Annotated in this window: 25 protein-coding genes; 15 read left to right on the forward strand and 10 right to left on the reverse strand. The window is 66.6% G+C overall.

Annotated features, from left to right (window positions below; genetic code table 11):
* The first annotated feature begins 8 nt into the window (after positions 1–8).
* Positions 9–431 carry a 6,7-dimethyl-8-ribityllumazine synthase gene (ribH, locus tag MOK15_RS10985; RefSeq protein ID WP_242931645.1) on the forward strand — a complete coding sequence of 141 codons (423 nt, stop codon included), beginning with the start codon at positions 9–11 and terminating at the stop codon, positions 429–431.
* A gap of 120 nt (positions 432–551) precedes the next feature.
* Here ribH and MOK15_RS10990 read toward each other — a convergent pair whose 3' ends face one another.
* Positions 552–1,643, reverse strand: coding sequence for an alkene reductase (locus MOK15_RS10990; protein WP_242931646.1), 1,092 nt, complete (start codon positions 1,641–1,643; stop codon positions 552–554).
* A 69-nt stretch (positions 1,644–1,712) separates the two neighbouring features.
* Between MOK15_RS10990 and MOK15_RS10995 the strand changes: the two genes are divergently transcribed.
* The 6 genes from MOK15_RS10995 (at position 1,713) to MOK15_RS21880 (ending at position 6,412) form a co-directional block, all read left to right on the forward strand.
* Positions 1,713–2,594 (forward strand): DMT family transporter, encoded by an 882-nt coding sequence (locus MOK15_RS10995; RefSeq protein WP_242931647.1) that lies wholly within the window; start codon positions 1,713–1,715, stop codon positions 2,592–2,594.
* A 10-nt stretch (positions 2,595–2,604) separates the two neighbouring features.
* Positions 2,605–3,267, forward strand: a complete 663-nt coding sequence (locus tag MOK15_RS11000; RefSeq protein WP_242931648.1) for a COQ9 family protein — start codon at positions 2,605–2,607, stop codon at positions 3,265–3,267.
* Positions 3,268–3,354: 87 nt separating this feature from the next.
* Positions 3,355–3,612: a FeoA family protein gene (locus MOK15_RS11005; RefSeq protein WP_242931649.1), complete on the forward strand. Its 258-nt coding sequence runs from the start codon at positions 3,355–3,357 to the stop codon at positions 3,610–3,612.
* Positions 3,609–5,468 (forward strand): ferrous iron transporter B, encoded by a 1,860-nt coding sequence (locus MOK15_RS11010; RefSeq protein WP_242931650.1) that lies wholly within the window; start codon positions 3,609–3,611, stop codon positions 5,466–5,468. The genes MOK15_RS11005 and MOK15_RS11010 overlap by 4 nt, the downstream gene beginning before the upstream one ends.
* 75 nt (positions 5,469–5,543) lie before the next feature.
* Positions 5,544–6,146 carry a single-stranded DNA-binding protein gene (gene ssb / locus MOK15_RS11015; RefSeq protein ID WP_278254143.1) on the forward strand — a complete coding sequence of 201 codons (603 nt, stop codon included), beginning with the start codon at positions 5,544–5,546 and terminating at the stop codon, positions 6,144–6,146.
* A gap of 134 nt (positions 6,147–6,280) precedes the next feature.
* On the forward strand, positions 6,281–6,412 hold the full coding sequence (locus tag MOK15_RS21880; protein ID WP_278254144.1) for a hypothetical protein: 132 nt from the start codon (positions 6,281–6,283) through the stop codon (positions 6,410–6,412).
* Between the two features lie 18 nt (positions 6,413–6,430).
* On the opposite strand, the gene MOK15_RS11020 is transcribed toward MOK15_RS21880, so the two are convergent.
* The 3 genes from MOK15_RS11020 to MOK15_RS11030 all read right to left on the reverse strand — a co-directional run bounded on the left by MOK15_RS11020 (position 6,431) and on the right by MOK15_RS11030 (position 8,186).
* Positions 6,431–7,309, reverse strand: coding sequence for a UTP--glucose-1-phosphate uridylyltransferase (locus MOK15_RS11020; protein ID WP_242931651.1), 879 nt, complete (start codon positions 7,307–7,309; stop codon positions 6,431–6,433).
* A gap of 90 nt (positions 7,310–7,399) precedes the next feature.
* Positions 7,400–7,828, reverse strand: a complete 429-nt coding sequence (locus MOK15_RS11025) for a hypothetical protein (protein WP_242932722.1) — start codon at positions 7,826–7,828, stop codon at positions 7,400–7,402.
* A gap of 184 nt (positions 7,829–8,012) precedes the next feature.
* The gene (locus MOK15_RS11030; protein ID WP_242931652.1) at positions 8,013–8,186 is read right to left on the reverse strand and encodes a DUF1674 domain-containing protein; all 174 of its coding nucleotides are present in this window, start codon (positions 8,184–8,186) and stop codon (positions 8,013–8,015) included.
* A gap of 87 nt (positions 8,187–8,273) precedes the next feature.
* On the opposite strand from MOK15_RS11030, the gene htpX reads away from it, so the two are divergent.
* The 6 genes from htpX (at position 8,274) to MOK15_RS11060 (ending at position 13,920) form a co-directional block, all read left to right on the forward strand.
* The gene (gene htpX, locus MOK15_RS11035; RefSeq protein ID WP_242931653.1) at positions 8,274–9,221 is read left to right on the forward strand and encodes a zinc metalloprotease HtpX; all 948 of its coding nucleotides are present in this window, start codon (positions 8,274–8,276) and stop codon (positions 9,219–9,221) included.
* A complete protein-coding gene (locus tag MOK15_RS11040; RefSeq protein WP_242931654.1) occupies positions 9,221–9,538 on the forward strand; it encodes a hypothetical protein in 318 nt (105 codons plus the stop codon). Before htpX ends, MOK15_RS11040 begins: the two co-directional genes overlap by 1 nt.
* A 25-nt stretch (positions 9,539–9,563) precedes the next feature.
* Positions 9,564–10,880 (forward strand): transcription antitermination factor NusB, encoded by a 1,317-nt coding sequence (locus MOK15_RS11045; RefSeq protein WP_242931655.1) that lies wholly within the window; start codon positions 9,564–9,566, stop codon positions 10,878–10,880.
* A 33-nt stretch (positions 10,881–10,913) separates the two neighbouring features.
* A complete protein-coding gene (locus MOK15_RS11050; RefSeq protein WP_242931656.1) occupies positions 10,914–11,405 on the forward strand; it encodes a diguanylate cyclase in 492 nt (163 codons plus the stop codon).
* 89 nt (positions 11,406–11,494) lie between these two features.
* Positions 11,495–12,157 (forward strand): ribulose-phosphate 3-epimerase, encoded by a 663-nt coding sequence (gene rpe / locus MOK15_RS11055; RefSeq protein WP_242931657.1) that lies wholly within the window; start codon positions 11,495–11,497, stop codon positions 12,155–12,157.
* A gap of 14 nt (positions 12,158–12,171) precedes the next feature.
* Positions 12,172–13,920: a heparinase II/III family protein gene (locus tag MOK15_RS11060; RefSeq protein WP_242931658.1), complete on the forward strand. Its 1,749-nt coding sequence runs from the start codon at positions 12,172–12,174 to the stop codon at positions 13,918–13,920.
* Positions 13,921–13,952: 32 nt separating this feature from the next.
* Here the strand turns inward: MOK15_RS11060 and queG are convergent, their stop codons facing one another.
* Entirely contained in the window at positions 13,953–14,978 is a 1,026-nt protein-coding gene (gene queG, locus MOK15_RS11065) for a tRNA epoxyqueuosine(34) reductase QueG (RefSeq protein ID WP_242932723.1), read from the reverse strand.
* A gap of 43 nt (positions 14,979–15,021) precedes the next feature.
* Here queG and MOK15_RS11070 point away from each other — a divergent pair, with 43 nt between their 5' ends.
* Positions 15,022–15,987, forward strand: a complete 966-nt coding sequence (locus MOK15_RS11070) for an ATP-binding cassette domain-containing protein (RefSeq protein WP_242931659.1) — start codon at positions 15,022–15,024, stop codon at positions 15,985–15,987.
* Positions 15,984–17,174 carry an ABC transporter permease gene (locus MOK15_RS11075; RefSeq protein WP_242931660.1) on the forward strand — a complete coding sequence of 397 codons (1,191 nt, stop codon included), beginning with the start codon at positions 15,984–15,986 and terminating at the stop codon, positions 17,172–17,174. The genes MOK15_RS11070 and MOK15_RS11075 overlap by 4 nt, the downstream gene beginning before the upstream one ends.
* Here MOK15_RS11075 and MOK15_RS11080 read toward each other — a convergent pair.
* The 5 genes from MOK15_RS11080 to purH form a co-directional block, all read right to left on the reverse strand.
* Positions 17,155–18,930 (reverse strand): hypothetical protein, encoded by a 1,776-nt coding sequence (locus tag MOK15_RS11080; RefSeq protein ID WP_242931661.1) that lies wholly within the window; start codon positions 18,928–18,930, stop codon positions 17,155–17,157. The two genes, MOK15_RS11075 and MOK15_RS11080, sit on opposite strands and share 20 nt — an antisense overlap.
* Complete coding sequence (locus MOK15_RS11085; RefSeq protein ID WP_242931662.1) at positions 18,908–19,315, reverse strand: GtrA family protein; 408 nt, start codon at positions 19,313–19,315, stop codon at positions 18,908–18,910. The genes MOK15_RS11080 and MOK15_RS11085 overlap by 23 nt, the downstream gene beginning before the upstream one ends.
* 5 nt (positions 19,316–19,320) lie before the next feature.
* Positions 19,321–20,856: an NAD(P)/FAD-dependent oxidoreductase gene (locus tag MOK15_RS11090; RefSeq protein ID WP_242931663.1), complete on the reverse strand. Its 1,536-nt coding sequence runs from the start codon at positions 20,854–20,856 to the stop codon at positions 19,321–19,323.
* Positions 20,857–21,117: 261 nt separating this feature from the next.
* The gene (locus MOK15_RS11095) at positions 21,118–21,450 is read right to left on the reverse strand and encodes a UrcA family protein (protein WP_242931664.1); all 333 of its coding nucleotides are present in this window, start codon (positions 21,448–21,450) and stop codon (positions 21,118–21,120) included.
* Between the two features lie 172 nt (positions 21,451–21,622).
* Positions 21,623–23,212: a bifunctional phosphoribosylaminoimidazolecarboxamide formyltransferase/IMP cyclohydrolase gene (gene purH, locus MOK15_RS11100; RefSeq protein ID WP_242931665.1), complete on the reverse strand. Its 1,590-nt coding sequence runs from the start codon at positions 23,210–23,212 to the stop codon at positions 21,623–21,625.
* Positions 23,213–23,621 lie beyond the last annotated feature (409 nt).

A 23,621-nucleotide genomic window follows, 5' to 3' on the forward strand; every position in this document is an offset into this window, starting at 1 on the left:
CTCTTATCATGGCCAAATTCCTGATCGTCGAAGCACGCTTCTACGACCATCTCAACGACCTGCTGATCGACGGCGCGAAGGCGGCGCTGGACGATGCCGGCCACAAATATGAGGTAGTGACGGTGCCGGGCGCGCTGGAAATCCCCGGTGCGGTCGCGCAGGCGGCGGAAACCGGCCGCTATGACGGCTTCGTCGCGATCGGCGTGGTGATCCGCGGCGAAACCTATCATTTCGAAGTGGTGTCGAACGAAAGCGCGCGCGGCCTGATGGCGCTCAGCATGGACGGCATCCCCATCGGCAACGGCATATTGACCGTCGAGAATGAGGAACAGGCGCTGGTGCGCGCCCGTCCGGACCAGAAGGACAAGGGCGGCGAAGCGGCCAAGGCGGCTATCGCCATGCTGGCGCTGCGCGAGAAGTTCGGCGCCTGATCGCGGCGCCGATTGATGATTAAAAAAAGGCGGCCCCGGTGGAGCCGCCTTTTTTGTGTCAGCTACGGATGGGTGTTTCCAGCATCCTCCCCTGCCAGGGGAGGATAAAATATGGCCGTCTCAGGCCGCCGCCTTTTCCTCGGCCAGCGTCGGATAGTCGATATAGCCCTCCGCACCCTGGCTGTAGAAAGTCGCCATCGACCCCTGATTGAGCGGCGCGCCATCACGCAGGCGATCCACCAGGTCGGGATTGGCGAGCAGCGGACGGCCAAAGCTGATCGCGTCGGCCAGCCCGCTGGCCAGGTCAGCCTGCGCGCGCTCCGCATCATAATCGCTGTTCAATACCAGCGGCCCCTTGAAATGCTGGCGGATCAGCGGCGACTGGCGCGGCACGTCGGTCGCGCCGAAGCTGCTGTCCGGCTTCAACTCGCGCAATTCGAGGAAGGCGATGCCGATCGCGTCCAACACATCGGCCGCCGCCGCGAACAGCGGGCCAGGATTGCTGTCATCGACGCCCTGCGTATCGCCATTGGGGGACAGGCGCACGGAAACCCGGTCGGCGCCGATCGCATCGGCCACCGCCTGCGTCACTTCGCGCAGCAGGCGGACGCGATTTTCCACGCTGCCGCCATAGATATCGGTGCGGAAATTGCTGTTGTCGCGCAGGAATTCGTCGATCAGATAGCCGTTGGCGGCATGGATCTGCACCCCGTCAAAGCCAGCGGCGATCGCATTATGCGCGGCGCGGACATAGTCGGCGATGATGCCTGGAATTTCCTCGATGCTGAGCGGACGGGCCGTCTCATAGGGCTTGTTGCCCTCATAGGTGTGGGCGTCGCCCGGCGTGGCGGTGGCGCTGGCCGATACCGGCTGCTCGCCGGTCACGCTGCTGTGGACGGCGCGGCCCATATGCCAGAGCTGCACCACGATTTTGCCACCTGCATCATGCACCGCCTGCGTCACGGGCTTCCACGCCTCGACCTGCTCGTCGGACCAGATGCCCGGCGCATAGGGCCAACCCAGCCCCTGCTGCGAAATGCCAGTCGCTTCGCTGATGATGAGGCCGGCCGACGCACGCTGCGCATAATAGTCGGCCATGATCGGGGTGGGCACATGGGCGCGGGTCGCCCGGCCGCGCGTCAGTGGCGCCATCAGCACGCGATTGGCCGCGGACACCGTGCCAAGCTGGATCGGATCGAACAAAGTCGTCATTCAGAACTCCCTCATCATAGTTGCAAATTGCAACGGGACTTGATGCGCAAAGGCAGCTAGGGAGCCGCGATGTCGACTTCAACCCCCACCGCGCAAATGGATGTGCCGCGCCTCGCCTTTCCGGCGCTGGTCCTGGCGAACCTGATCCTGCCGCTGGGGCCGGTGTTGGTGCGCCTGTCCGATGTCGGCCCGGTGGCGGCGGCCTTCTGGCGGCTGATCCTCGCCCTGCCCTTTCTGATCCTGCTGGCGTTGCCGGGCCTCCGCCGCACGCCCCCGACCGGGCGGGAATGGACCGCGCTGCTGCTGTCGGGCGTGGTCTTCGCGCTGGACCTGGCCGCCTGGCATATCGGCATCCTCTATACCAAGGTCGCCAACGCCACGGTGTTCGGCAATATGAGCGGGCTGTTCCTGCCGGCCTGGGCGCTGCTGGTGCTGCGCCAGCGGCCGACACGGATGCAGGCTGCCGCGCTGGCGCTGGCGAGCGCAGGCGCGCTGGTGATGATGGGCGGCAGCTACGAACTGTCGGTCCGCAACCTGCACGGCGACCTGTTCTGCCTGCTCGCGGGCGTGCTCTACGCCGCCTATCTGCTGATCGTGCAGCGCGCGCGGACGCGCCTGAACGCCTGGTCGGTATTGGCGGTGGCGAGCGTAGCAAGCACGCCGGTGCTGCTGCTGTGCGCGCTGGCGCTGGGCGAACAGGTGATGCCGGGCAACTGGACGCCGCTGATCCTCCTCGCCTTGTCGAGCCAGTTGATCGGCCAGGGGCTGCTCACCTATGCCATCGGCTGGTTTTCCCCGCTGGTGCTGGGGTTGAGCCTGCTGCTGCAACCCGCCGTGTCGGCTGTCTTCGGCTGGCTGCTGTTCGGCGACTGGCTGGGTCCGGCCGATATGCTGGGCACGGCGGCGGTGGCCGCGGCGCTGGTGCTTGTGCGACTGCCTTCGCGCGCCTAGATTGCCCGCCATGAGCGAGACCCAGGATCTGACCCTCGACGAAATCCGCGCCCTTCTGGCCCCCGTGCTGCCGCGCCATGCCGCCTTCGACGGCTGGCGACCGGAAGCGGTGGCGATGGCCGCGCGGGAAAAGGATATCGACGCCGACATCGCGCAGCTCGCCTTCGACGACGGCGCAATCGGCATGATCGACGCCTGGTTCGCCAGCATCGACGCCCGGATGCTTGAAGCCGTGCCGCCGGAACAGCTTGCGACCATGTCGATCCGCAAAAAGATCACCGCGCTGATCGAAGCCCGGCTCACGCTGCTGGCGCCCGACCGGGAAGCTTTGCGCCGGGCGCTCGCCATCCTGGCGCTGCCGACCAATGCGGCGCGCGCGGCGAAACTGGGCTGGCGCGCGGCGGATGTCCTGTGGCGCGCCGCCGGTGACACCGCCACCGACTTCAACCATTATAGCAAGCGCACCACGCTGATCGCCGTCTACGCCTCCACCCTGCTGGTCTTCGTCGATGACGAGAGTGAGGGCCATGCCGACACCCGCGCCTTCCTCGCCCGCCGGATCGAAGGCGTGATGCAGTTCGAGAAGGTCAAGGCGAAGTTCAAGGGCGTGGGTGGCGGCGAACGGCTGAGCCTGTCGCGCTTCATCGGCCGGCTGCGCTATCCTGCAGTGTGATCTGCCGTGCGCCCGGGCGATTCGCGCTGGCCATTTGGTAAAGGTATTGATAGTCACTCGCAGAAATAGCCTGCGAGTATCCTCCCCTTGCGTCTCACCGACCTGCCGCTGCGGCACCCCGCTTATGTCGACCTCATCGATTGGTCCGCCCTTACACCCTCCGAAGGTCAGCGTTTGCGCGAATTCGGTCTGTGCGAAGGGGCGAGCGTCGAGGCGCTGCACCATGGCGGGATTTTCGGCAAGGGACCGATCGCCTGCCGGATCGGCCGCATGACCATCGCCATGCGCCGCAACCATGCCGCCGCCGTGACCGTGCGCACGGGACCGCAGGAGGGCGACGCATGAGCGGCCTTCCCCTGATCGCGCTGGTGGGCAATCCCAATGCCGGCAAGAGCGCGCTGTTCAACGCGCTGACCGGTGCGCGGCAGAAGCTGGGCAATTATCCGGGCGTCACTGTGGAGCGCAAGACGGGGCGCCTGTCGCTGGCGGACGGACGGCCGGTCGAGCTGGTCGACCTGCCCGGCACCTACAGCCTGGAGCCGGGAAGCCCCGACGAACAGGTGACGCGCGATGTGGTGATGGGCAGGCAGGTCGGCGAAAAGCGGCCCGATGCGCTGGTCATCGTTGTCGACGCCGCCAATCTCGACAATCATCTCCGCTTCGCGCTGGAACTGATCGCGCTCGGCCTGCCGACCATCGTCGCGCTCAATATGGTCGACCTCGCCACCCGCGACGGGCTGGAGCTGGATGCCGATATCCTGGCGCGCGAACTGGGCGTGCCGGTGATATCGACCGTGGCGGTGCGCAAGCGCGGGCTGGATCATCTGCGCAGCGAGCTGGAAACCCTGCTGAATGGTGCCCCGCCCGCCTATCCCGTCGGCCTCGAACAGGATTTCGACGCGGTCCGCAAGGAAGCCCGCCGCATCGCCCGCGCCGCGATCGTGCGCGAAACGCCCTCGCGCCGCCTGACCGCAGCGGTCGACCGGGTGGCGCTGCACCCCGTCCTCGGCGTCTTCCTGCTGCTCGGCCTGCTCTTCATCATGTTCCAGTCGGTCTATGCCTGGTCCGAAGCGCCGGTCGCGATGATCGAGGGTTTTGCCGAAGCGATCGCCAATGCCGTGCGCGCCGCCATGCCTGACGGCATAGTCCGCTCCTTCCTGGTCGATGGCGTCATCAAGGGCGTCGGATCGGTGGTGGTGTTCCTGCCGCTGATCCTGATCCTCTTCTTCTTCATCCTGATGCTGGAGGCGACCGGCTATATGGTCCGCGCCGCCTTCCTGATGGACGGATTGATGGCGAAGGTCGGCCTGTCGGGCCGCGCCTTCATCCCGCTCCTCTCCTCCTTCGCCTGCGCCGTGCCGGGGATCATGGCGACGCGCACCATCGCTGACCCGAAGGATCGCCTGACCACCATCCTGATCGCGCCGCTCATGACCTGTTCGGCGCGACTGCCGGTCTATGCCGTCATCATCGGCGCCTTCATCCCGGCGCGCGACATCGGTTGGGGCATCGGGTTGCAGGGCTTCGTGCTCTTCTGCCTCTATGTCTCGGGCATCATCGGCGCGATGCTGGTGGCGCTGGTGCTGCGCCTCACCGTCACCAAGGGCGCGAGCGGCGGCTTCCTGATGGAGATGCCCAAATATCAGTGGCCCCGGCCACGGGACATCATCCTCGGCCTGTGGCAGCGCGCGGTCATCTTCCTCAAGCGCGCGGGCACGATCATCTTCACCTCGACCGTGATCCTGTGGCTGCTGCTCAGCTTCCCGCGCGTGCCCGACGGCGACCCGACCAGCCAGGTCGATCATTCGATCGCCGGCCGGATCGCCAACGGCCTTAACGTCGTGCTGGAACCGATCGGCTTCAACCGCGACATCTCGCTGGCGCTGATCCCCGCGATGGCCGCGCGCGAGGTGGCCGTGTCGGCGCTCGCCACCGTCTATTCGATCGATGCCGGTGATGATGAGGCAAAGCTGGAACGCAGCCTGGGCGACCGGCTGAAAAGCCAGTGGTCGCTGCCCACCGCCCTCGCCTTCCTCGCCTGGTTCATCTTCGCCCCCCAGTGCATTTCCACCATCGCGGTGACACGGCGCGAAACCAATGGCTGGAAATGGCCAGCCTTCATGGTCGGCTATCTCTTCATACTCGCCTATGTGGCGGCGGGCGTCACCTACTGGACCGCGATGGCGCTGGGCTTGGCGTAGCGCGCGTTGGCGCTTTGTTCTTGAAGGGCAAGGCGGGCGCTCTATAACGGCCGCTTTAGTGCTTTCGGAGGAATCATGGCAGGCTCGGTCAACAAGGTCATTCTGGTCGGCAATCTCGGCGCCGACCCGGAGGTCAAGAGCTTCCAGAATGGCGGCAAGGTGTGCAATCTGCGCATCGCCACGTCCGAAAACTGGAAGGACCGCATGACCGGGGAGCGCAAGGAGCGCACCGAATGGCACAGCGTCGCCATCTTTTCCGAAGGGCTGGTCGGCGTCGCCGAACGCTTCCTGCGCAAGGGGTCGAAAGTCTATATCGAAGGCCAGTTGCGCACCCGCAAATGGCAGGACCAGTCGGGCAATGACCGCTACACGACCGAAGTCGTGCTGCAGGGCCTGGGTTCGGTGCTGACCATGCTGGACGGCGCACCGGGCGGCGGCGGTCAGGGCGGTAGCGGCGGCGGACGATCGCAGGGCGTGAGCGACTGGAGTGGCGGGTCGAGCGGCTTTGGCGGCGGCGACTATGACGATTTCGGCGCCAGTTCGAGTGGGGGCCAGAGCAGCGGCGGACGATCGTCGGGCGGTGGCTTTGGCGGCGGCGGCGCTGGCGCCGGCAGCAGCCGTGGCGGCACCGGCGGCCCCAATTTCGACAATGATCTGGACGATGAAGTGCCGTTCTGACCCGCACCCGCCAGGAATATCAGAAAAAGGGCGGCTTCCTCCGGGAAAGCCGCCCTTTTTCTGATCGCTCCTTCCGCTCAGTCTGACCGGAAGGATGCGTGAGACATGACTGCCGCATCGCCTATGATGGGGGCATGAGCAGAATCGAAAAAGCGATCGCCGTGCCGGTCCGGCAGATTGTCCACCCCACCGCATTGGCGATCGGCGGCGCCATCGCCCTGTCGGGCATGGCGCTGCTGATCGCCCGGCTGCTGGCTGCCTTCTAACGGGCAGCCTGTTCCACGTCAGCGCGCCAGTTCTTTCTGCGCGAAGGCGCGGATATGATCCTTGAGATCCTCGCGCTCCAGCGCCAGCGCCAGATTGGCCTCGATATAGCCGGCCTTGGACCCGCAATCGAAGCGACGACCCTCGAAGGTCACGCCATGGAAAGGTTGCGCGCCGATTAGCGAGGCCATGGCGTCGGTGAGCTGGATTTCGCCGCCTGCGCCCTTTTCCTGGGTCTCCAATATCTTCATCACCTGCGGCTGGAGGATATAGCGCCCCGGCACGATCAGGTTGGACGGGGCGGTGCCCAGCTTGGGCTTTTCGACCAGCCCCTTCACCTCCGTCAGCGCGCCATCGCGCGCGCCCGGATCGATGACGCCATAGCTGGGCGTGTCTTCGATCGGGATTTCAAGGGCGCAGACCAGGTTGCCGCCGACCTTGTCATAGGCGTCGACCATCTGCTTGAGGCAGCCATTGCCCCGCGCGCCCCGCATGAACTCGTCGGGCAGCAGGATGGCGAAGGGCTCGTCGCCCACAATGTCGCGCGCGCACCAGATGGCATGGCCCAGGCCCAGCGGCTCCTGCTGGCGGATGAAGACCGCGTTGCCGGGCAGCAGGCGGGTGCCGTCCAGCGCGCCCAGATCCTTGCCCCGCTCGCGCTGGGTCGCCTCGGTTTCGAAGGCGATGTCGAAATAATCCTCGATCGCGCCCTTGCCACGGCCGGTGACGAAGATCATCTGCTCGATCCCCGCCTCCTTGGCCTCATCGACCGCATATTGGATCAGCGGCCGATCGACCACCGGCAGCAATTCCTTCGGCACCGCCTTGGTCGCCGGCAGGAAACGGGTGCCAAGACCGGCGACCGGGAAGATGGCTTTGCGAATAGGCTTGTGAGACATGCTGCTCCATTCTCGCTGCAACGCGGAAAGTTAGGGAAGGAATCATGGTGGAAACGGCAAAGGTCAAGCGTTAGCGCACGCAACAACGCCTCAGACGGCAAGAAGCCTCTGCGCGATTGCTTCGAGCGCGGATATTTCCGCGTCAAGTTGTTCCAGGCTGACGTGGATCTGGTTGTTGCGCAGGTCGCGGCAGGCGAAACCGCCCGGCTGCGGCTGCTGGAAACCCTGGATGATAAGCGCGCGGAAGCGGTCGATCCGTTGCATGTCGCGCTCGATCGCGGATATTTCGGTCAGGGCGCTGGCATTGCGCCGGTCACGCATCGCCACCATGGTGCGCAATTCGGTCATCAGCTTGGACATGCTCGGCCGGGTGCGCGCGCCCACGGTGCGGACATCGCCCATCGCTTCGCGCAATATACCGATCTTCGCCTCCAGGCTCTGCTCCAGCATGGTCCAGGCGCAAACCAGCCGTCCCACGCCACATAACAGCGCGGCGTCCTCCGGTGCATAACTCGGCACCGGCTTTACATTCACGTCCGAAACAAGCTGTACACCCACGCCCCGAAAACTCCTTCTATGCCTGGAGTCCTGCACAAAAGCGGACGGAAAAGGCCAGAGGGGGCGTCAAGTCTCCTCGCGACAGCGGCACGGGCCATCGGCAGACGTGCCAAATCGGCGGCGAACGGAGCCGGACGGGCAAGCATCAGAAATCGATCGCGATTCCCTTGCGCTCCCAGTCGCCATACCGCACCGGGCTGAGCGCCTCGTCATGGCGCGACGGGCGATCGAGCGGATCGGGCTGCGGCACCGGCGGGCTTTTGGAAAGATGCGCGGGCGGCTTCACATGCGCCGGACGCTTGCCGTTGAAGGTTCCCATGATACGGCCTTTCGATTGCGGTTGGGGCCGATCCACCCCATATTCATGCTGCGTCCGCTATCTGGGCGGCAAAGGAGAGCATTGCAAGTGAATGGCATGAAGACGACCATGTTGCTGGCGGCGCTGACGGCGCTGTTCATGGCGCTGGGCTATACGCTGGGCGGCAGCGGCGGCGCGCTGATCGCGCTGCTGGCGGCGGCGGGCATGAACCTCTTCACCTTCTGGAACGCCGACAAGATCGTGCTGCGGATGCATGACGCGCGGGAGGTCGATGCACAGAGCGCCCCGGAATTTTACGGGCTGGTCAGGGAATTGGCGCAGCGCGCGGCGCTGCCGATGCCGCGCGTCTACATCATCGATCAGGATGCACCCAACGCCTTCGCTACCGGGCGCAATCCGGACAATGCCGCCGTGGCCGCGACCACCGGCCTGCTGTCCATGCTGAGCCGTGAGGAAGTGGCGGGCGTGATGGCGCATGAACTGGGCCATGTGAAGAATCGCGACACCCTCATCATGACGATGGTGGCGACGATCGCGGGCGCCATATCGATGCTGGCCAATTTCGGCCTCTTCTTTCGCGGCGGCAATCAGGAAAACGGCCATGGCAATATCGTCGCCACCCTGTTGGCGGTGATCGTCGCCCCCTTCGCCGCGATGATCGTGCAGATGGCGATCAGCCGCACGCGCGAATATGGCGCCGACCGCGCCGGGGCGGAGATCAGCGGCAATCCCCATGCGCTCGCCTCCGCGCTGGCCAAGATTTCCGGCCGGGCGGAGATGATCCCCAACCCGGTGGCCGAGCGCAATCCGGCGGCGGCGCAGCTCTATATCGTGCCGACTCATGTCAGCGAACTTTTCTCCACCCACCCCGCGACCGAAAAGCGCATCGCCGCGCTACAGGATATCGCGGCGGAAATGGGCACGCCCGCGATCGGCACCGCCCCCCGCGCGTCGGCGCTGTCGCCGATACCCACGCCGCCCAGGAGGACCATGCCACCCCGCCGCCGCAGCGCGCTCGATCCGCACGGGCGCTGATGCCGGTAGACGAGATCGGGGAGGTTGTCGTCGATGTGGCGGGCGTGGTGCTGCGCCACGCCGGCGGACTGGTGGTCGACCTGACCGTCGAGCATATCTTCTCGCGCCACACCGCACGCTTCTTCCATGGCGTTGGCCGCCGCGTGATCGCGGTCGCGACGCTGGGCGCCAGGCGCATCCCCTCATCGCTCCGCACCGTGCCCAAGGGCGTTCATGCCAAACCGCGCCGGTCGGACTGGCTGGCGCTCTGGGTCGGCATCCTCTTCTGGATCGCCCTGTTCCTCACGCTCGGCTTTGGCGTCTCCCATTTTCTTTGAAGGCGAAAGCGCGTAGGGGCCGCTGATGCCCCGCCGCCCCGCTTCTCCCCGCCCCGATGATGTCCCCGGCTTTCCCGCGCGCCGCGCTGCCTTGCGCCTGCTCGACGCCGTGCTGCGCCGGGGCGATCCGCTGGAACTGGCGCTGCACGGCGCGGCACAGGGCCTTCCCTCGGCCGACCGGGCGCTGGTCCATGCGATCGTCGCCGAAGTGCTGCGCCACCTGCCCGATCTCGACGCGCTGATCGACGGCGCAACCAAGCAAGTCCTGCCCGACGACGCCAAGGCGCGGATGGTGTTGCGCATCGCGCTGGCCCAGACGCTGGCGCTTGGCACGCCCGCCCATGCCGCGATCGCCACGGCCCTGCCGTTGGTCGATGGCGGCCCGCGCAAGCTGGTCCATGGCGTATTCGGCACGGTGACGCGCGGCGAACCCGTGCTGCCCGATCCGCCGACCCTGCCCGCCGACGTGATCGAACGCTGGGCCGGCCAATGGGGCGAAGCCATGCCGCAGGCGGCGGCGCGCGTCTATGCCGTCCGCCCGCCGGTCGACATCAGCCTGCGCGACGCCAGCGAGACAGCGATCTGGACAGATGCGCTGAACGGCACGTCCTTTGCGCCCGGCCATGTCCGCCTGCCCGAAACCGCGCACATCCCCGAACTTCCCGGCTTTGCCGAAGGCGCCTGGTGGGTGCAGGACATCGCCGCTTCCTGCGCCGCGCGGCTGCTGGGACCGGGCGAGGGGCGCAGCGTGCTGGACCTGTGCGCCGCGCCCGGCGGCAAGACGATGCAGCTTGCGGCAGCGGGATGGCGTGTGACTTCGATCGACCAGTCGAAGAAAAGGCTGGAGCGGCTGACCGAGAATCTGACCCGCACCGGCCTGTCCGCCGACATCCTGCCGGCCGACCTGCGCCAGTGGCAGCCCGACGCGCCGGTCGATGCGATCCTGCTCGACGCGCCCTGTTCAGCGACCGGTATCTATCGCCGCCATCCCGACGTGCTCCACCGCATCGGCCCGCGCCAGATCGCCGAACTGGCCGAGTTGCAGGGCGACCTCATCGCCCGCGTCGCCGGTTGGCTGAAGCCAGGCGGACAGATCATCTATGCGACCTGCTCGCTCGAACGGGCGGAGGGGGAAGAACAGGTCGAACGCTTCCTCGCCGCCCATCCCGATTTCGCGCTGCTCCCCGCGCAAACCGCCGAACTGCCGCAGGGGTTGGCCCCCACGCCGCAGGGCTGGCTGCGCACCCTTCCCGATACGCTGACCGACCAGGGCGGCGCCGACGGCTTCTTCATCGCGCGCCTTGCAAAAGCGTCAGACCAAGCCTTAACCATGAAAGCCTAGAGGGGGCCGTCCGTCCCACAAGGTCCGCCGCCCATGCGTCCAATCGAGCCTTTACCCCTGCATCATAGCTGGCCGCTCGCCGATCTGCGCGAACATCTTTCGCCGGTGCTGCTCGACCCGGCCATCGCCCGCAACGAAGCTGCGCTGGCCGAACGGGGCCTGGGTCTCTGGCATTGCGACCTGGCCGACAATCGCCTGAGATGGACGGCCGGCGTCTATGACCTGTTCGGGCTGGAGCGGGCCAGCATCGTCCCCCGCCCGCTCGCCGTGTCGCTCTATGCCCCGGATTCGCGCGATCCGATGGAACGGCTGCGCGCCTATGCCATCCGCCACAAGCGCGGCTTCACCCTGGATGTCGACATCCACCGGGCCGGCGGCGCGGGCCCGTGCGCGATGCGGCTGGTCGCGGCGCCGGTGCTGGACGGGCGCGGCCATGTGGTCGCGCTCCGTGGCGTCAAACAGTTGCTGCCGCAGGGCACACCACCCTCGCGCCGGCTGGAACCGACCATTTTCGTCACGCTTTGAACGCCTTGCGCAGGCGCTCCCGAACAATCACCCCGTTCCGCCAAATCCCCGTTGCCCTTGGCTCCGGCGGCGACTAAGGCGAACGGTCAATGACCCGTTCCATCCTCATCTCGCCCTCCATCCTCTCCGCCGACTTCGCCCGCCTGGGCGAGGAAGTCCGCGCCATCGACGAAGCCGGCTGCGACTGGGTGCATATCGACGTCATGGACGGCCATTTCGTGCCGAACATCACGATCGGCCCGGCGGTGGTGAAGGCGCTGCGCCCGCATACGAAGAAGATTTTCGACGTCCATCTGATGATCTCCCCGGTGGACCAGTATCTGGACGCCTTCGTCGCGGCCGGATCGGACATCATCACCGTCCATCCCGAAGCCGGACCGCATATCCACCGCACCGTGCAGCATATCAAATCGCTGGGGGTGAAGGCGGGCGTCGTGCTCAATCCCGGCACGCCTGCCAAGATGCTCGACTATCTGATCGATGACGTCGACCTGATCCTGGTGATGAGCGTCAACCCCGGTTTCGGCGGCCAGAGCTTCATCGAGAATCAGCTCCGCAAGATCGAAGCCATCCGCAAGATGATCGACAAGTCGGGCCGCGACATCCATCTCCAGGTCGACGGCGGCATCGATTTCACCACCGCGCCCAAGGCGATCGACGCGGGCGCCGACGTGCTGGTCGCCGGCACCGCCACCTTCCGCGGCGGCCCGGTCGCCTATGCCGACAATATCCGGAAGCTGCGGGGCGGGTGATCGACAAACGGCGCATGTCGGCTCGCCAGGGCCAGGACGGTCCGCCCGACACGGGCGACGATGGCATCGAGCAGGGCAAGCGGCTCATCCGCGTCGCGGATGACAAGGGCCTGTCGCTGGCCCAGAAGATCGCCAACCGATTCTATCTGCTGAGCTGGAAGACGCCGATCCACGGCCGCAAGCTGCGCGGCAAATATCCGCTCAAGCTGCTGGCCGTGCCCGACGACGAAGTGCCGGGCGACGGCCGCGCCGGAGCGGCGATCCGCGCCGGCTATTTCCTGTTTCGCGGGCAGAAGCAGCCGATCGCCACGCTCGATTTCGCCAAACTGTCCGTCAGCCCGGCCTTTGCCGACTATCTGCACAGCTTCCGCTGGCTGCGCGATCTGGCCAGCAGCGCAACCCGTGAACAGGGCGCGGCGATCGCCGAGACGGTGATGCGCAAATGGCTGGAGGCTCATGCCGAGACGCCGAGCGAGCCGGCCTGGCGCGCCGACAATGCCGGCTGGCGGCTGCTCTTCTGGACCGCCCATGCGCCGTTGATCCTGTCCTCCAGCGACCTGGTCTATCGGTCGCTGGTGCTGAACTGTATCGCGCGGACCGCCCGCCATCTCGACCGCAGCGCCGACAAGGCGCCGATGGGCCTGTCGCGCCTCACCGCCTGGAGCGCGATCCTGGCCGCCGCGCTGCTGATCCCCGGTGGAGAAGCGCGCCGCCTGTTCGGCGAAGCGGGCCTCAAGCGCGCGATCGACGGCGGCTTCCATCCCGATGGCGGCATCGTGTCGCGCTCGCCGCTTGCGCAACTGGAGGCGGTGATGCTGCTGTCTATGCTGCGCTCGGTCTACGACGTGCGGCGCGAACCACCGCCCGCCTGCCTGGCCGACGCCCTCGCCCGCGCGGTGCCCGCGCTGCTGGGCCTTACCCATGGCGATGGCGGGCTGGGCAACTGGCAGGGCGCGGGCGCGATCGACCCGCAGACGGTCGAAGCCGTGGTCGCCGCCAGCCGGGTCCGCACCCGGCCGCTGCGCCAGGCGCGCGACTGGGGCTATCAGCGCATCGCCGCCGGCAGCACCGTGGTGCAGATCGATGCCGCGCCGCCGCCGATCGCGCGGCTGGCGGAGGCGGGCTGCGCCTCCACCGGCGCGATCGAGATCAGCGACGGGCCGTTGCGGCTGATCATCAATTGCGGCGGCGCGGGTCTGGAGGGCGCGTGGATTCCCCGCGACCTGGCGCAAGGGCTGCGCACCACCGCCGCGCACAGCACCCTGGTCCTCAACGACAGCAACTCGACCGCCCTGCTGCCCGACGGCACGCTGGGCAAGGGCGTGACCGAGGTGGAGCTGAACCGGCAGGAACTGGATAATGGCAGCCGGCTGGACCTTTCCCATGACGGCTATGTCCGGCGGCTGGGCTATGTCCACCGCCGCCTGCTGCTGGTCAGCGGCGACGGCAAGGAAATCCGCGGCGAAGACATGCTGACCCCGGCCGAACGCCGCAAGCGCCCCGCAAAGCAGCCGGTGCAGCTGCGCTTCCACCTCGCCCCCGGCGTCGAGCCGACCCTGACCGCCGACAGCCAGGGCGCCGTGCTGCGCATCGACCTGGGCGGCCTATGGCAATTCCGCACCGGCGCGGGCGTGCTGAGCGTCGAGGACAGCCTGTGGACCGACGGCGACGGCCGCCCCCACCCCACCCGCCAACTGGTGGTGACAGGCGAAGCGCTGCCGGGTGGATCGAGCATCGGCTGGCTGTTCAAGCGGGTCGGGTGAAGGCACGGCCAGCCGTTTCCCATCCGTCTCGCCTAAGCCGAGAGTTTCCCGATCGCCCATTTGGCGGCTTCCGCCACCACCAGATCATCATCCCCGATCAGCGCTTCCAGCCGTCCCATCAGCCGCGCGTCGCCGCTATTCCCTGCCGCGATTGCAGCGTTGCGGACCATGCGGTTGCGGCCGATGCGCTTGATCGGGGAGCCGGAGAAAATCTCGCGGAAAGTCGCGTCGTCCAGGGCGAGCAGGTCGCCGATCGCCGGCGCCGCCAGTTCCGCCCGGCCGACGAACGCCCGGTTCGCCGCCGCCGCATCGGCGAACTTGTTCCAGGGGCAGACAGCCAGGCAGTCGTCGCAGCCATAGACCCGGTTGCCGATCCCTTCGCGCAGCTCCTCCGGGATCGGCCCCTTATGTTCGATGGTGAGGTAGGAAATGCACCGCCGCGCATCGACCATATAGGGCGCGGGGAAGGCGTCGGTCGGGCAGGCGTGGAGACAGGCGGCGCAACTGCCGCAATGGTCGCGTTCCGGCCCGTCGGCTTCCAGCATTATCTCGGTATAGATCGCCCCCAGGAACAGCCAGCTGCCATGGTCCCGGCTGACCAGGTTGCTGTGCTTGCCCTGCCAGCCCAGCCCCGCGCCCTGCGCCAGCGGCTTTTCCATCACCGGCGCGGTGTCCACGAAGACCTTGAGCGCGCCGGGCTGCTGCTCGACCAGCCAGCGGGCCAGCGCCTTCAGCGCCTTCTTGACGACGTCATGATAATCCTTGCCCTGGGCATAGACCGAAAAGCGCGCCCGATCCGGCACGTCGGCCAGCGCCAGCGGGTCGCGCCCCGGCGCATAGCTCATCCCCAGCATGATGACGCTGCGTACGTCCGGCCACAGCCCCCTGGGCGATCCGCGCTGTTCGGCCCGCTCCTCCATCCACAGCATGTCGCCATGATGGCCCGCGTCCAGCCAGTCCCGCAGCCGTTGACCCGCCTTGGGCGCGGCGTCGGCCGGGGCGATGCGGCAGGCGGCAAAGCCCAGTCGCAAGGCTTCCGCCTTCAGGCGCTGTTCCAAGGTTTCGGTTTCCACGGGCACGGGTCCAGACTATCAGGGCGGGATGATTGGCGACACACCGGCCCCTGGTTTCCCCTATGCCGTCGAAGGCCATGGGCTTGTCAAGATATTCGGCAACTTCCGCGCGGTCGACGGGGTCGATATCGCCGTGCCCGCCGGGACGATCTACGGCATTCTCGGCCCCAATGGCGCGGGCAAGACGACCTTGCTGCGCACGCTGCTGGGCATTGTCGATCCGGACGAGGGGCATCGCCTGCTGCTGGGCGCGGACCAGCCGCTGCGCATGGCGCGCGAAGTCGGCTATCTGCCGGAGGAACGGGGCCTCTATCCGTCGATGAAGGCCTATGAGGCGATCGCCTTCATGGGCGCGCTGCGCGGCCTGCCGCTGAAGACCGGACGCGAACGGGCGAAGGCGATGCTCGACGGCCATGGCATGGGCGCATCGATCGACAAGCCGATCCGCCAGCTTTCCAAGGGCATGGCCCAGACGGTCCAGCTTTTCGGCACCATTGTCCATGAACCGCGCCTGATCGTGCTGGACGAGCCTTTCTCCGGCCTCGACGCCATCAACCAGGAGAAACTGGAGGCGCTGATCCGGGATCAGGCGCACAAGGGCGTCACCATCGTCTTTTCCACCCATGTCATCGCCCACGCCGAACGATTGTGCGAGCGCATCGCCATTGTCGCGGGCGGCCGCATCCGCTTCGAAGGCACGGTCAGCGACGCGCGCGATCGGCTGCGCCCACAGGTGCGCCTGCGCACCCGGACGGGCGATGGCGCCTGGCGCAGCGCGCTGCCCGCCGACACCGTGGCGGAGGAGGGCGTTTGGCATTTCGCCCTGCCTGAGGAAGGGATCGAGCCGCTGCTGCGGGCGCTGATCGACGGGCGGGCGGGGATTGAAAGCCTGTCGATCGAGCGGCCGGGCCTGCACGATGCCTTCGTCGCCATCGCCGGAGCCGCCGCCGCCAGGCAGATGCAGGATGGTGAAGGCCGGGAGGACGAGGCATGAAGCAATTATGGCGTGCCGCTTTCGTCATCGCGCGACGTGACTTCACCGCCGTTGTGCTTTCCCGCACCTTCATTCTCTTCCTGCTGGGGCCGTTGCTGCCGATCCTGATCGGCTTCGCCTTCGGGGGGCTGGGCGAGAAAATCTCCAGCACCGACCTGCGCCCGGTGGTGGGCATCGCCATGTCGGCGCAGGATAAGGCTGCATTGGAACGCGCTCATGACCGGCTGACCGAACGCATGGGCGACCAGGCGCTGCCGCGTTTGCGACAGGTGCCCTCTGCCCCCAGCCCGCGCGTCCAGCTCGCCCGCCCGGATTCGGAGGTGGTAGCGATCCTGTCGGGCACGCTCGCGCATCCGCTCCTGACCGGCAAGCGGCAGGATCTCGACAAGTTGCAGGGCGACATCAGTCTGCTCTCCACCGCCGCGCTGGCGGAACGGACGCTGCAATTCGTCCGGGTGGAGCGGCAGGAAGTCACCACCAGCCTGGGGGCGCAGGCGCAGGTGCGGCTCATCATCGGCCGGATCGCGCAGGTGGTGATGTTCTTCCTCACCATTCTGCTCGCCGGCATGATCCTGTCCAATCTGGTCGAGGAAAAGACCAACAAGATCATCGAAATCCTCGCCGCCGCCGTGCCGATCGACGCCATTTTCCTGGGCAAGCTGATGGCGATGCTGGCGATGAGCTTTGTGGGCATCGCCTTCTGGGGCGGCACCGCCTTCGCCATCTTCCTGGCGCTGGGCGGCAGCGCCACCGGCCTGCCCGCGCCGGCGGTGGGATGGCCGCTCTTCCTGATGCTGGCGGTGTTCTATTTCGCCATGGCCTATACGCTGCTCGGCTCGCTCTTCCTGGGCATCGGCGCGCAGGCGGCGACGGTGCGGGAGGTGCAGACGCTCAACATGCCGATCACCATGGGACAGATGCTGATCTTCTTCTTCGCCAGCTATGCGGTCGACCATATGGGATCGCCGGCGGAGGTGGCGGCCTGCATCTTCCCCTTCAGCTCGCCCTTCGCGATGATCGCCCGCGCCGCGCAGGACACCGCCATCTGGCCGCATCTGCTCGCGCTGGTCTGGCAGGCGGCGTTCGTGGCGCTCATCATCCGCATCGGCGTGCTGCTTTTCCGCCGCCATGTCATGCAATCGGGCGGACGCTGGTGGAAGGCGCTGTTCAGCCCGGCGATCGGCTGATGCGGTAGATGTGCAGCGGCCCCTTGCCGGGCAGCGGCTCCAGCCAGGGCGGCGTCTGGTTTCGCGGCAGCATCGCCGCCAGCCCGCTGGGGTTCGCCTTGCCATAGAGGCGCAGTTCGTTGAGGCCGTCGCAGGTGACGAGATAGGCGGCGCGGGTGCGGCCGATCGCCGCCTGAGCCGCGGCGGGCGCATCGACATAGACGCTGATGACGGCGGAAATGCCGATGGCGTTGCGATGATGGGCGGTACCGATGACGCTGTGCCGGGTCTGCGCCAGAATGTCGGGGCCAAGGTCGATCGGCGCGAGCAGCGTCGTGGGCGGCAGCGTCTTGAGCAGCGCCAGCACCGCAGCCGAACGGCAGTCGGCGCCGGTCTTCGTCGCCGATTCGGGCTGGGCGGCGATCCCGACCCAGGCGGCGCACAGGCCAACCGGGGTCGGCAGCACCAGCGCGACAGATCCGGTCACGCGCAGCAGCGCCCGGCGCGACGCCTGTATCCGGCCGAACAGTCGGAGCAGCAGCCAGGCAGTGCCGGGAAGCGCGAAGAGATGGGCCACCGACAGCGCGCGCATCACCAGTATCGACACGGCGATTGCGCCGCACAGCAGCAGGGCCAGCGCCAGCCAGTGCATCCGTGCATCCCCCCTGGCCGTTCGCGCCGCGTACAGGGTTGCGCCAAGGCCGAACAGCGGGGGTAACAGGATCACGCCCTGCATCGACAGGCCCTGTTCCCAGAGCGGCCGTCCTTCCATCACCTGGAGATACCAGAGCCGATAGGCGAGCGGGCCAAGCGCCGCGAAGGGGTCGCCCGACAGGCAGGGGCCGCCCGTCGCCAGAAAAGTCGCCAGCGCCGCGCTACTGCCGATGGCCGCCGCGGCGAGGCGCCGCCCCGCCGATCGCGTGCCGATCATCCGGGTGGCTAGGCTGGTTATGATGGCCAGCATCGTCAGCGGCCAGATATAGGCGGCGGACAGGGCGTCGCACTGGATGGCGACCAGCGCCTGGGGGCCTTTGAGCAGTGCCAGCAGGACCGGAGCGGCGCTGCCCAGCGTCAGGATGAAGGCGATGAAACGCGGTGTCTGCGCCCGGTCGATCCAGTGCCGCAAGGCGAAGGTGCCGGCGAACAGGGCGGCATAGGGCAGTCCTTCGCTGGAAATCTGCAGCCACAGCGCCAATGCAAGACCGGCGATCACCCCGCCGCGCGCCGCGCGCCCGTCCATCGCGCCGGCAAGAGCGATGGCGGCCAGCATGATCTGCCAGCCATGATGGTCGATCCGCAGCGGCGTGAACTGCACCAATATGCTGGGCGCGGTCAGCAACAAGGCGACAGCGAGCAGGGCGATTTCGCGGCCCGCAATCCGCCGCGCGGCGATGAACAGGGCGGCGGTCAGCCCGCCGAGCAGCAGCAGCGGCACGGCCGCGCAGGCGATCAGTTCGGCCATCGCCGTCCCCGATATCGGGCGCAGCAGCAGGATGAGGCCCGCGATCGGCATGTCCACGATCCGTGACCAGTGCATCGGCCCGCCCAGCGGCGGGTTCACCCGATGCTGGCTGACATCGTGGAAGGCCTGTCCGCCGATCCAGTCGCGCACCTGCACCAGCCGCATCGCATCGTCGGGATCGCGAAAGGCGAGGGTGGCGAAGCCGCCATGGAACAGCCACAGCAGCACGGCGCTGCACAGCAGCCAACCCAGCAATGCCCAGAATGCGGCATTACGCAGCTTGGGGCGGGGTTCAGGCGCGGGCGAAGACGCCATATTTTCGGATCGCATAGACGGTGAGGAAGCTGGCGGGCACCGACAGCAGCTTGGCAAGCGCCGGCGCGACGCCGATCAGGCTGAGGCCGCCGACCATCGCCATGGTCATGCCCATGCCGAGCAGCGCGCTGGCGACGAAAGCCAGGCGCTGGCCATGAGTGGGGCCGGGGGCGGTGTCGAAAACGAAGCGGACGCTGATGACCCAGTGGATCAGCAGGCCCAGCGCATAGCCGCCACAGGCGGCGGCGACCGGCGGCACGCCCACCCGGTCCAGCATCAGGAAGAGGAGGAAGTCGCCCGACAGCGCGCAGATGCTGGCCAGCAGATAGCGGGCGAACATCAGGCGCGAGATCGGCACGGCCAGTGTTCGCAGCCAATCGGCCATGGCGGTCAGGCCGCCTTCAGCCGCGAGGGTATGGCGCGGACGCTGGCGAGCGCGGCCTGCGCATCGGCATCGGCCCCGTCCATCTGGCCCTCATCGCCTGCCTCATGATATTCGGCGTCCTCATTGACCTGCCACACGTCATGGACGCGCGCGCCCGCGACGATGTTGCGGACGGTCAGCATCGCCGTCATCATCGCATGGTCCTGGTTGTTGTAGCGGTGCATCCCGTTGCGGCCGACCATGTGGAGCGTGGGATAGCGCGCTTCCAGCTCGGTGCGCATCGCCAGCACATTGGCGGCATAGGCGTCGTCATAGACCGGATAGGCCTTTTCCTGCCGCACCACCGCGCCGCCGACCACATCCTTGGGGTCGCACAGGCCCAGCGCCGCCATTTCCCTGGTCGCCAGCGCGATCAGATCGGCGTCGGCGGAGGCCCAGAGGCCGTCGCCCTCGAAGCAGAAATATTCCAGGCCGACGCAGGCGAGCGACGGGTCCGGCACCATTTCGGGCGACCAACTCCGGAAATTCTGGATGCGGCCGACCTGCACCCTGGGATCATGGATATAGATCCAGTTGTCGGGGAAGATATCATCCCCCTTCACCATCAGCGCCACGGTCAGGAAATCGCGATATTTCAGGTCCATCGCCTGCGGTAAAGTCGTCGGCAGCGGATGGATGCGCCCGGCCAGTTCGCGCATCGGCGCAGAGCTGATGACATGGGTCGCGGTGATGGCGACGTCGCCTTCCGGTCCCTCCGTGATCAGGCGCCACGCGCCGTTCGCCTGATCTTCCTCCAGCCGCTTGAAGCTGTGCGCCATCAGCACCGGATTGCCGCCCTCGACCACACGGTCGCGCGCGGCTTCCCACATCATGCCGGGGCCAAGACGGGGATAGCGGAAGCTTTCCAGCAGCGTCTTGGTTTCCATGCCGTCATTGGGCTTCCTGTTGAGGCCCAGGCTGCGCTTCAGCCCATCCTTGACCGCGCCCCAGAGCGACAGGCCCTTGATCCGCTGCGCCGCCCAGTCGGCCGACATTTCGTCGCACGGCATCCCCCAGACCTTTTCGGTATAGGTCTTGAAGAAGATGGAGAAGAGCTTGTGGCCGAAGGCGTTGACCGTCCAGTCCTGGAAGGATTTGACGTCGCGGTTGGGGAAGAGCCGCGCCTTGGCGAAGCTCGCCATGCAGAGCGTGGAGCGCCAGATGCCCAGATTCCACAGTGCCTCGAACGCGCGCAGCGGATAGCTGTAATATTTGCCTTCATAATAGATGCGGCTCATCCGCGGGCGCTGGATGAAGTCGTTGGGCAATATCTCGTTCCACAGGTCGACCACCTGTTGCGACTTGGAAAAGAAGCGATGCCCGCCAATGTCGAATCGGAAGCCGTTCAGTTCCACCGTGCGGCTGATACCGCCGACATAGACCGGATCCTTCTCGATCACGGTCACGCTAAACCCCTGTTTGGTCAGAAGATAAGCGGCGGTCAGGCCAGCGGGGCCGGCCCCGATGATGGCGACGTCCACGGGTCGATCGGTACGCGGCATGGCAAGCTGTTCCCCCGGTTGATCCTTCGTGACCTCCGGAGTGAAGGGAATCCTCTAAGGACTGGTTAACCACGGCCAAGAGTTTGTCTTGCAATGCGCCTTCGGCGCATCCGTACCGGCCTTCCGAAATGCGCCCTTTCGCGCATTTCGAGACAGGCTCTAAGGATAATCGCCCGGCATGACAAAGGGCCGCCCCGCTGGCGCGGAACGGCCCTCTGCAGTCCCCTTCGTGCGGGGAAGGCTTGCGCGATGATGCGCGGGTCAGCTCTGGCGTTGGGCGAGTATGTTCAGGTCGCTGCGCGCACCGTCCAGCGCGGAGCCGTAGCAGGTGCGATAATCCTCGGTGATCGGCAGGACCGATCCGTTGACATAGCCGCATACCTGCTTGGACGCGCGGATCAGCCGGGAGTCGGCGCGACGCATCCCGTTGTTGCTGGTAAGGTTCAGGTCGGCCACGGACACGGCGATCGAGCGGGTTTGTGCACCGGTATTGCCGTCGACGATCACATCCATATCATTGCTGCCGGCGCTTGCCATGGTGGGCAGAGCAAGGGCGATTGTGGCGGCCAGCGCCACCAGCGTCTTGTTGGTCATCCTGTTCTCCTGTCGAACATTAGGGTGTTCGCCCCACGTCTGCCGTGGATGTAGGGTCCCGCTCTAAATAAGCGCACAGGGCGTTGTTGAAAAGAGGCCACTTGACAAAAAGTGGCGGATTTCTGGGATTTTGCGGGTGCGAAGATGTTCCGTTCGCACCCGCATCATGCCCTTAATGCCGGAAGTGGCGCATCCCGGTGAAGACCATCGCCAGCCCGGCTTCGTCGGCCGCCGCGATCACATCTTCGTCGCGGATCGATCCTCCTGGCTGGATTACCGCCGTCGCCCCGGCTTCCACCGCCGCCAGCAGGCCGTCGGCGAAGGGGAAGAAGGCGTCGGAGGCGACGGCGGACCCCAGGGTGCGCGGCTCGCTCCAGCCCGCTTTCTCGGCGGCGTCCTTCGCCTTCCACGCGGCGATGCGCGCGGATTCGAGGCGGTTCATCTGGCCCGCGCCGACGCCCGCGGTGCTGCCGTCCCTGGCATAGACGATGGCGTTGGACTTCACATGCTTGGCGACGGTCCAGGCGAACAGGCAGTCCTTCAACTCCTGATCGGTCGGCGCGCGCTTGGTCACGACTTTGAGTGCGTCGCGATCCACCTTGCCATTATCGCGGCTCTGCACCAGCAGGCCGCCTGCTATGCTCTTGATTTGCAAGCCGGGGCGTGCCGGATCGGGCAGGTCGCCGGTCAGCAGCAGGCGGAGATTCTTCTTCTTCGCGAAGATCGCCTTGGCCGCGTCATCGGCATCGGGCGCGGCGACGACTTCGGTGAAGATGCCACTGATCGCCTCGGCGGTCGGGCCGTCGAGCGGGCGGTTGACGGCGATGATGCCGCCAAAGGCCGACACGCTGTCGCAGGCGAGCGCCGCCTCATAGGCTTCGATCAGCGTTCCGCCGGTGGCGACGCCGCAGGGATTGGCGTGCTTGACGATGACGACGGTCGGCGGGCCGTCGCGAAACTCGCTGACCAGCTCCAGCGCGGCGTCGGCGTCGTTATAATTATTGTAGCTGAGTTCCTTGCCCTGGATCTGCTTCGCCTGCGCGATGCCGTTCGCCGTGGGACCGACGGGCAGGTAGAGCGCGGCGGACTGATGCGGGTTTTCGCCGTAGCGCAGCGTGGAACCGAGCTTGCTCGATACCGACAGGCTTTCGGGGAACAGCACGCCCTGGTCGGCGAAGGCGAACCAGCTTGCGATCATCGAATCATAGGCGGCGGTGGCAGCGTACGCTTTCGCGGCCAGCATGCGGCGGAAGTCGTAGCTGGTCGCGCCGGCTTTCTCCGCCATCTCGGCGATCAGGCGGGCATAGTCGGCTGGGTCGGTGACAATGGCGACGCTTTCATGATTTTTCGCCGCCGACCGGACCATCGACGGGCCGCCGATATCGATATTCTCGATGATCTCCTCGCGCTCCGCACCCTTGGCGACGGTCGCGGCGAAGGGATAGAGGTTGACCACCACCAGATCGATCGCGCCGATTTCGTGCTCCTGCATCGAGGCGACATGGTCCGGATTGTCGCGCACGGCGAGCAGGCCGCCATGGACCTTGGGGTGCAGCGTCTTGACGCGGCCGTCCATCATTTCGGGGAAGCCGGTGAGGTCGGAAATATCCTTCACCGCCAGCCCCGCCTCGCGCAGTGCCTTGGCGGTGCCGCCGGTCGACACCAGTTCCACTCCATGCTGGCCCAGCGCCGTGCCCAGTTCGATGAGGCCGGTCTTGTCGGACACGGACAGAAGGGCGCGTTTGATGGGGACGTCAGTCATGAGGCAGTGGCTTTCTACAGGCAAAAGGCAGGATGGCTTTGCGCCGGTCCCTTAGTCCTGGACGGCAAAAAAATACAGCCCCGGACGCGACAGGAGGGCGACAGGGCGAAGTTCACAATGTCGTCGGGCGTTTTCTGGCGGATTCGTGGAAATTGTCAGGGCACCCACGAAGTGGTGGTGGAGTGTCTTGCTATCGATAGGGTGACACCCCTCCGTCATGCGCTTCGCGTGCGACACCTCCCCTACAAAGGGAGGATGATGGTAAGTGACCATGAGCAGACGTTGTTCCCCCGCCCCTCTCCGTCGTTCCCGCGCAGGCGGGAACCCATCTCCCGCCATTGCCCTAGGCACAAGGCCGGGAAGACATCGAAGACAGGCCGCAGTCGCCCTTCCTCCGCCTTCCCCAATC

The organism is Sphingobium sp. BYY-5, from assembly GCF_022758885.1.
In the GTDB taxonomy this organism is placed as follows: Bacteria; Pseudomonadota; Alphaproteobacteria; order Sphingomonadales; family Sphingomonadaceae; genus Sphingobium.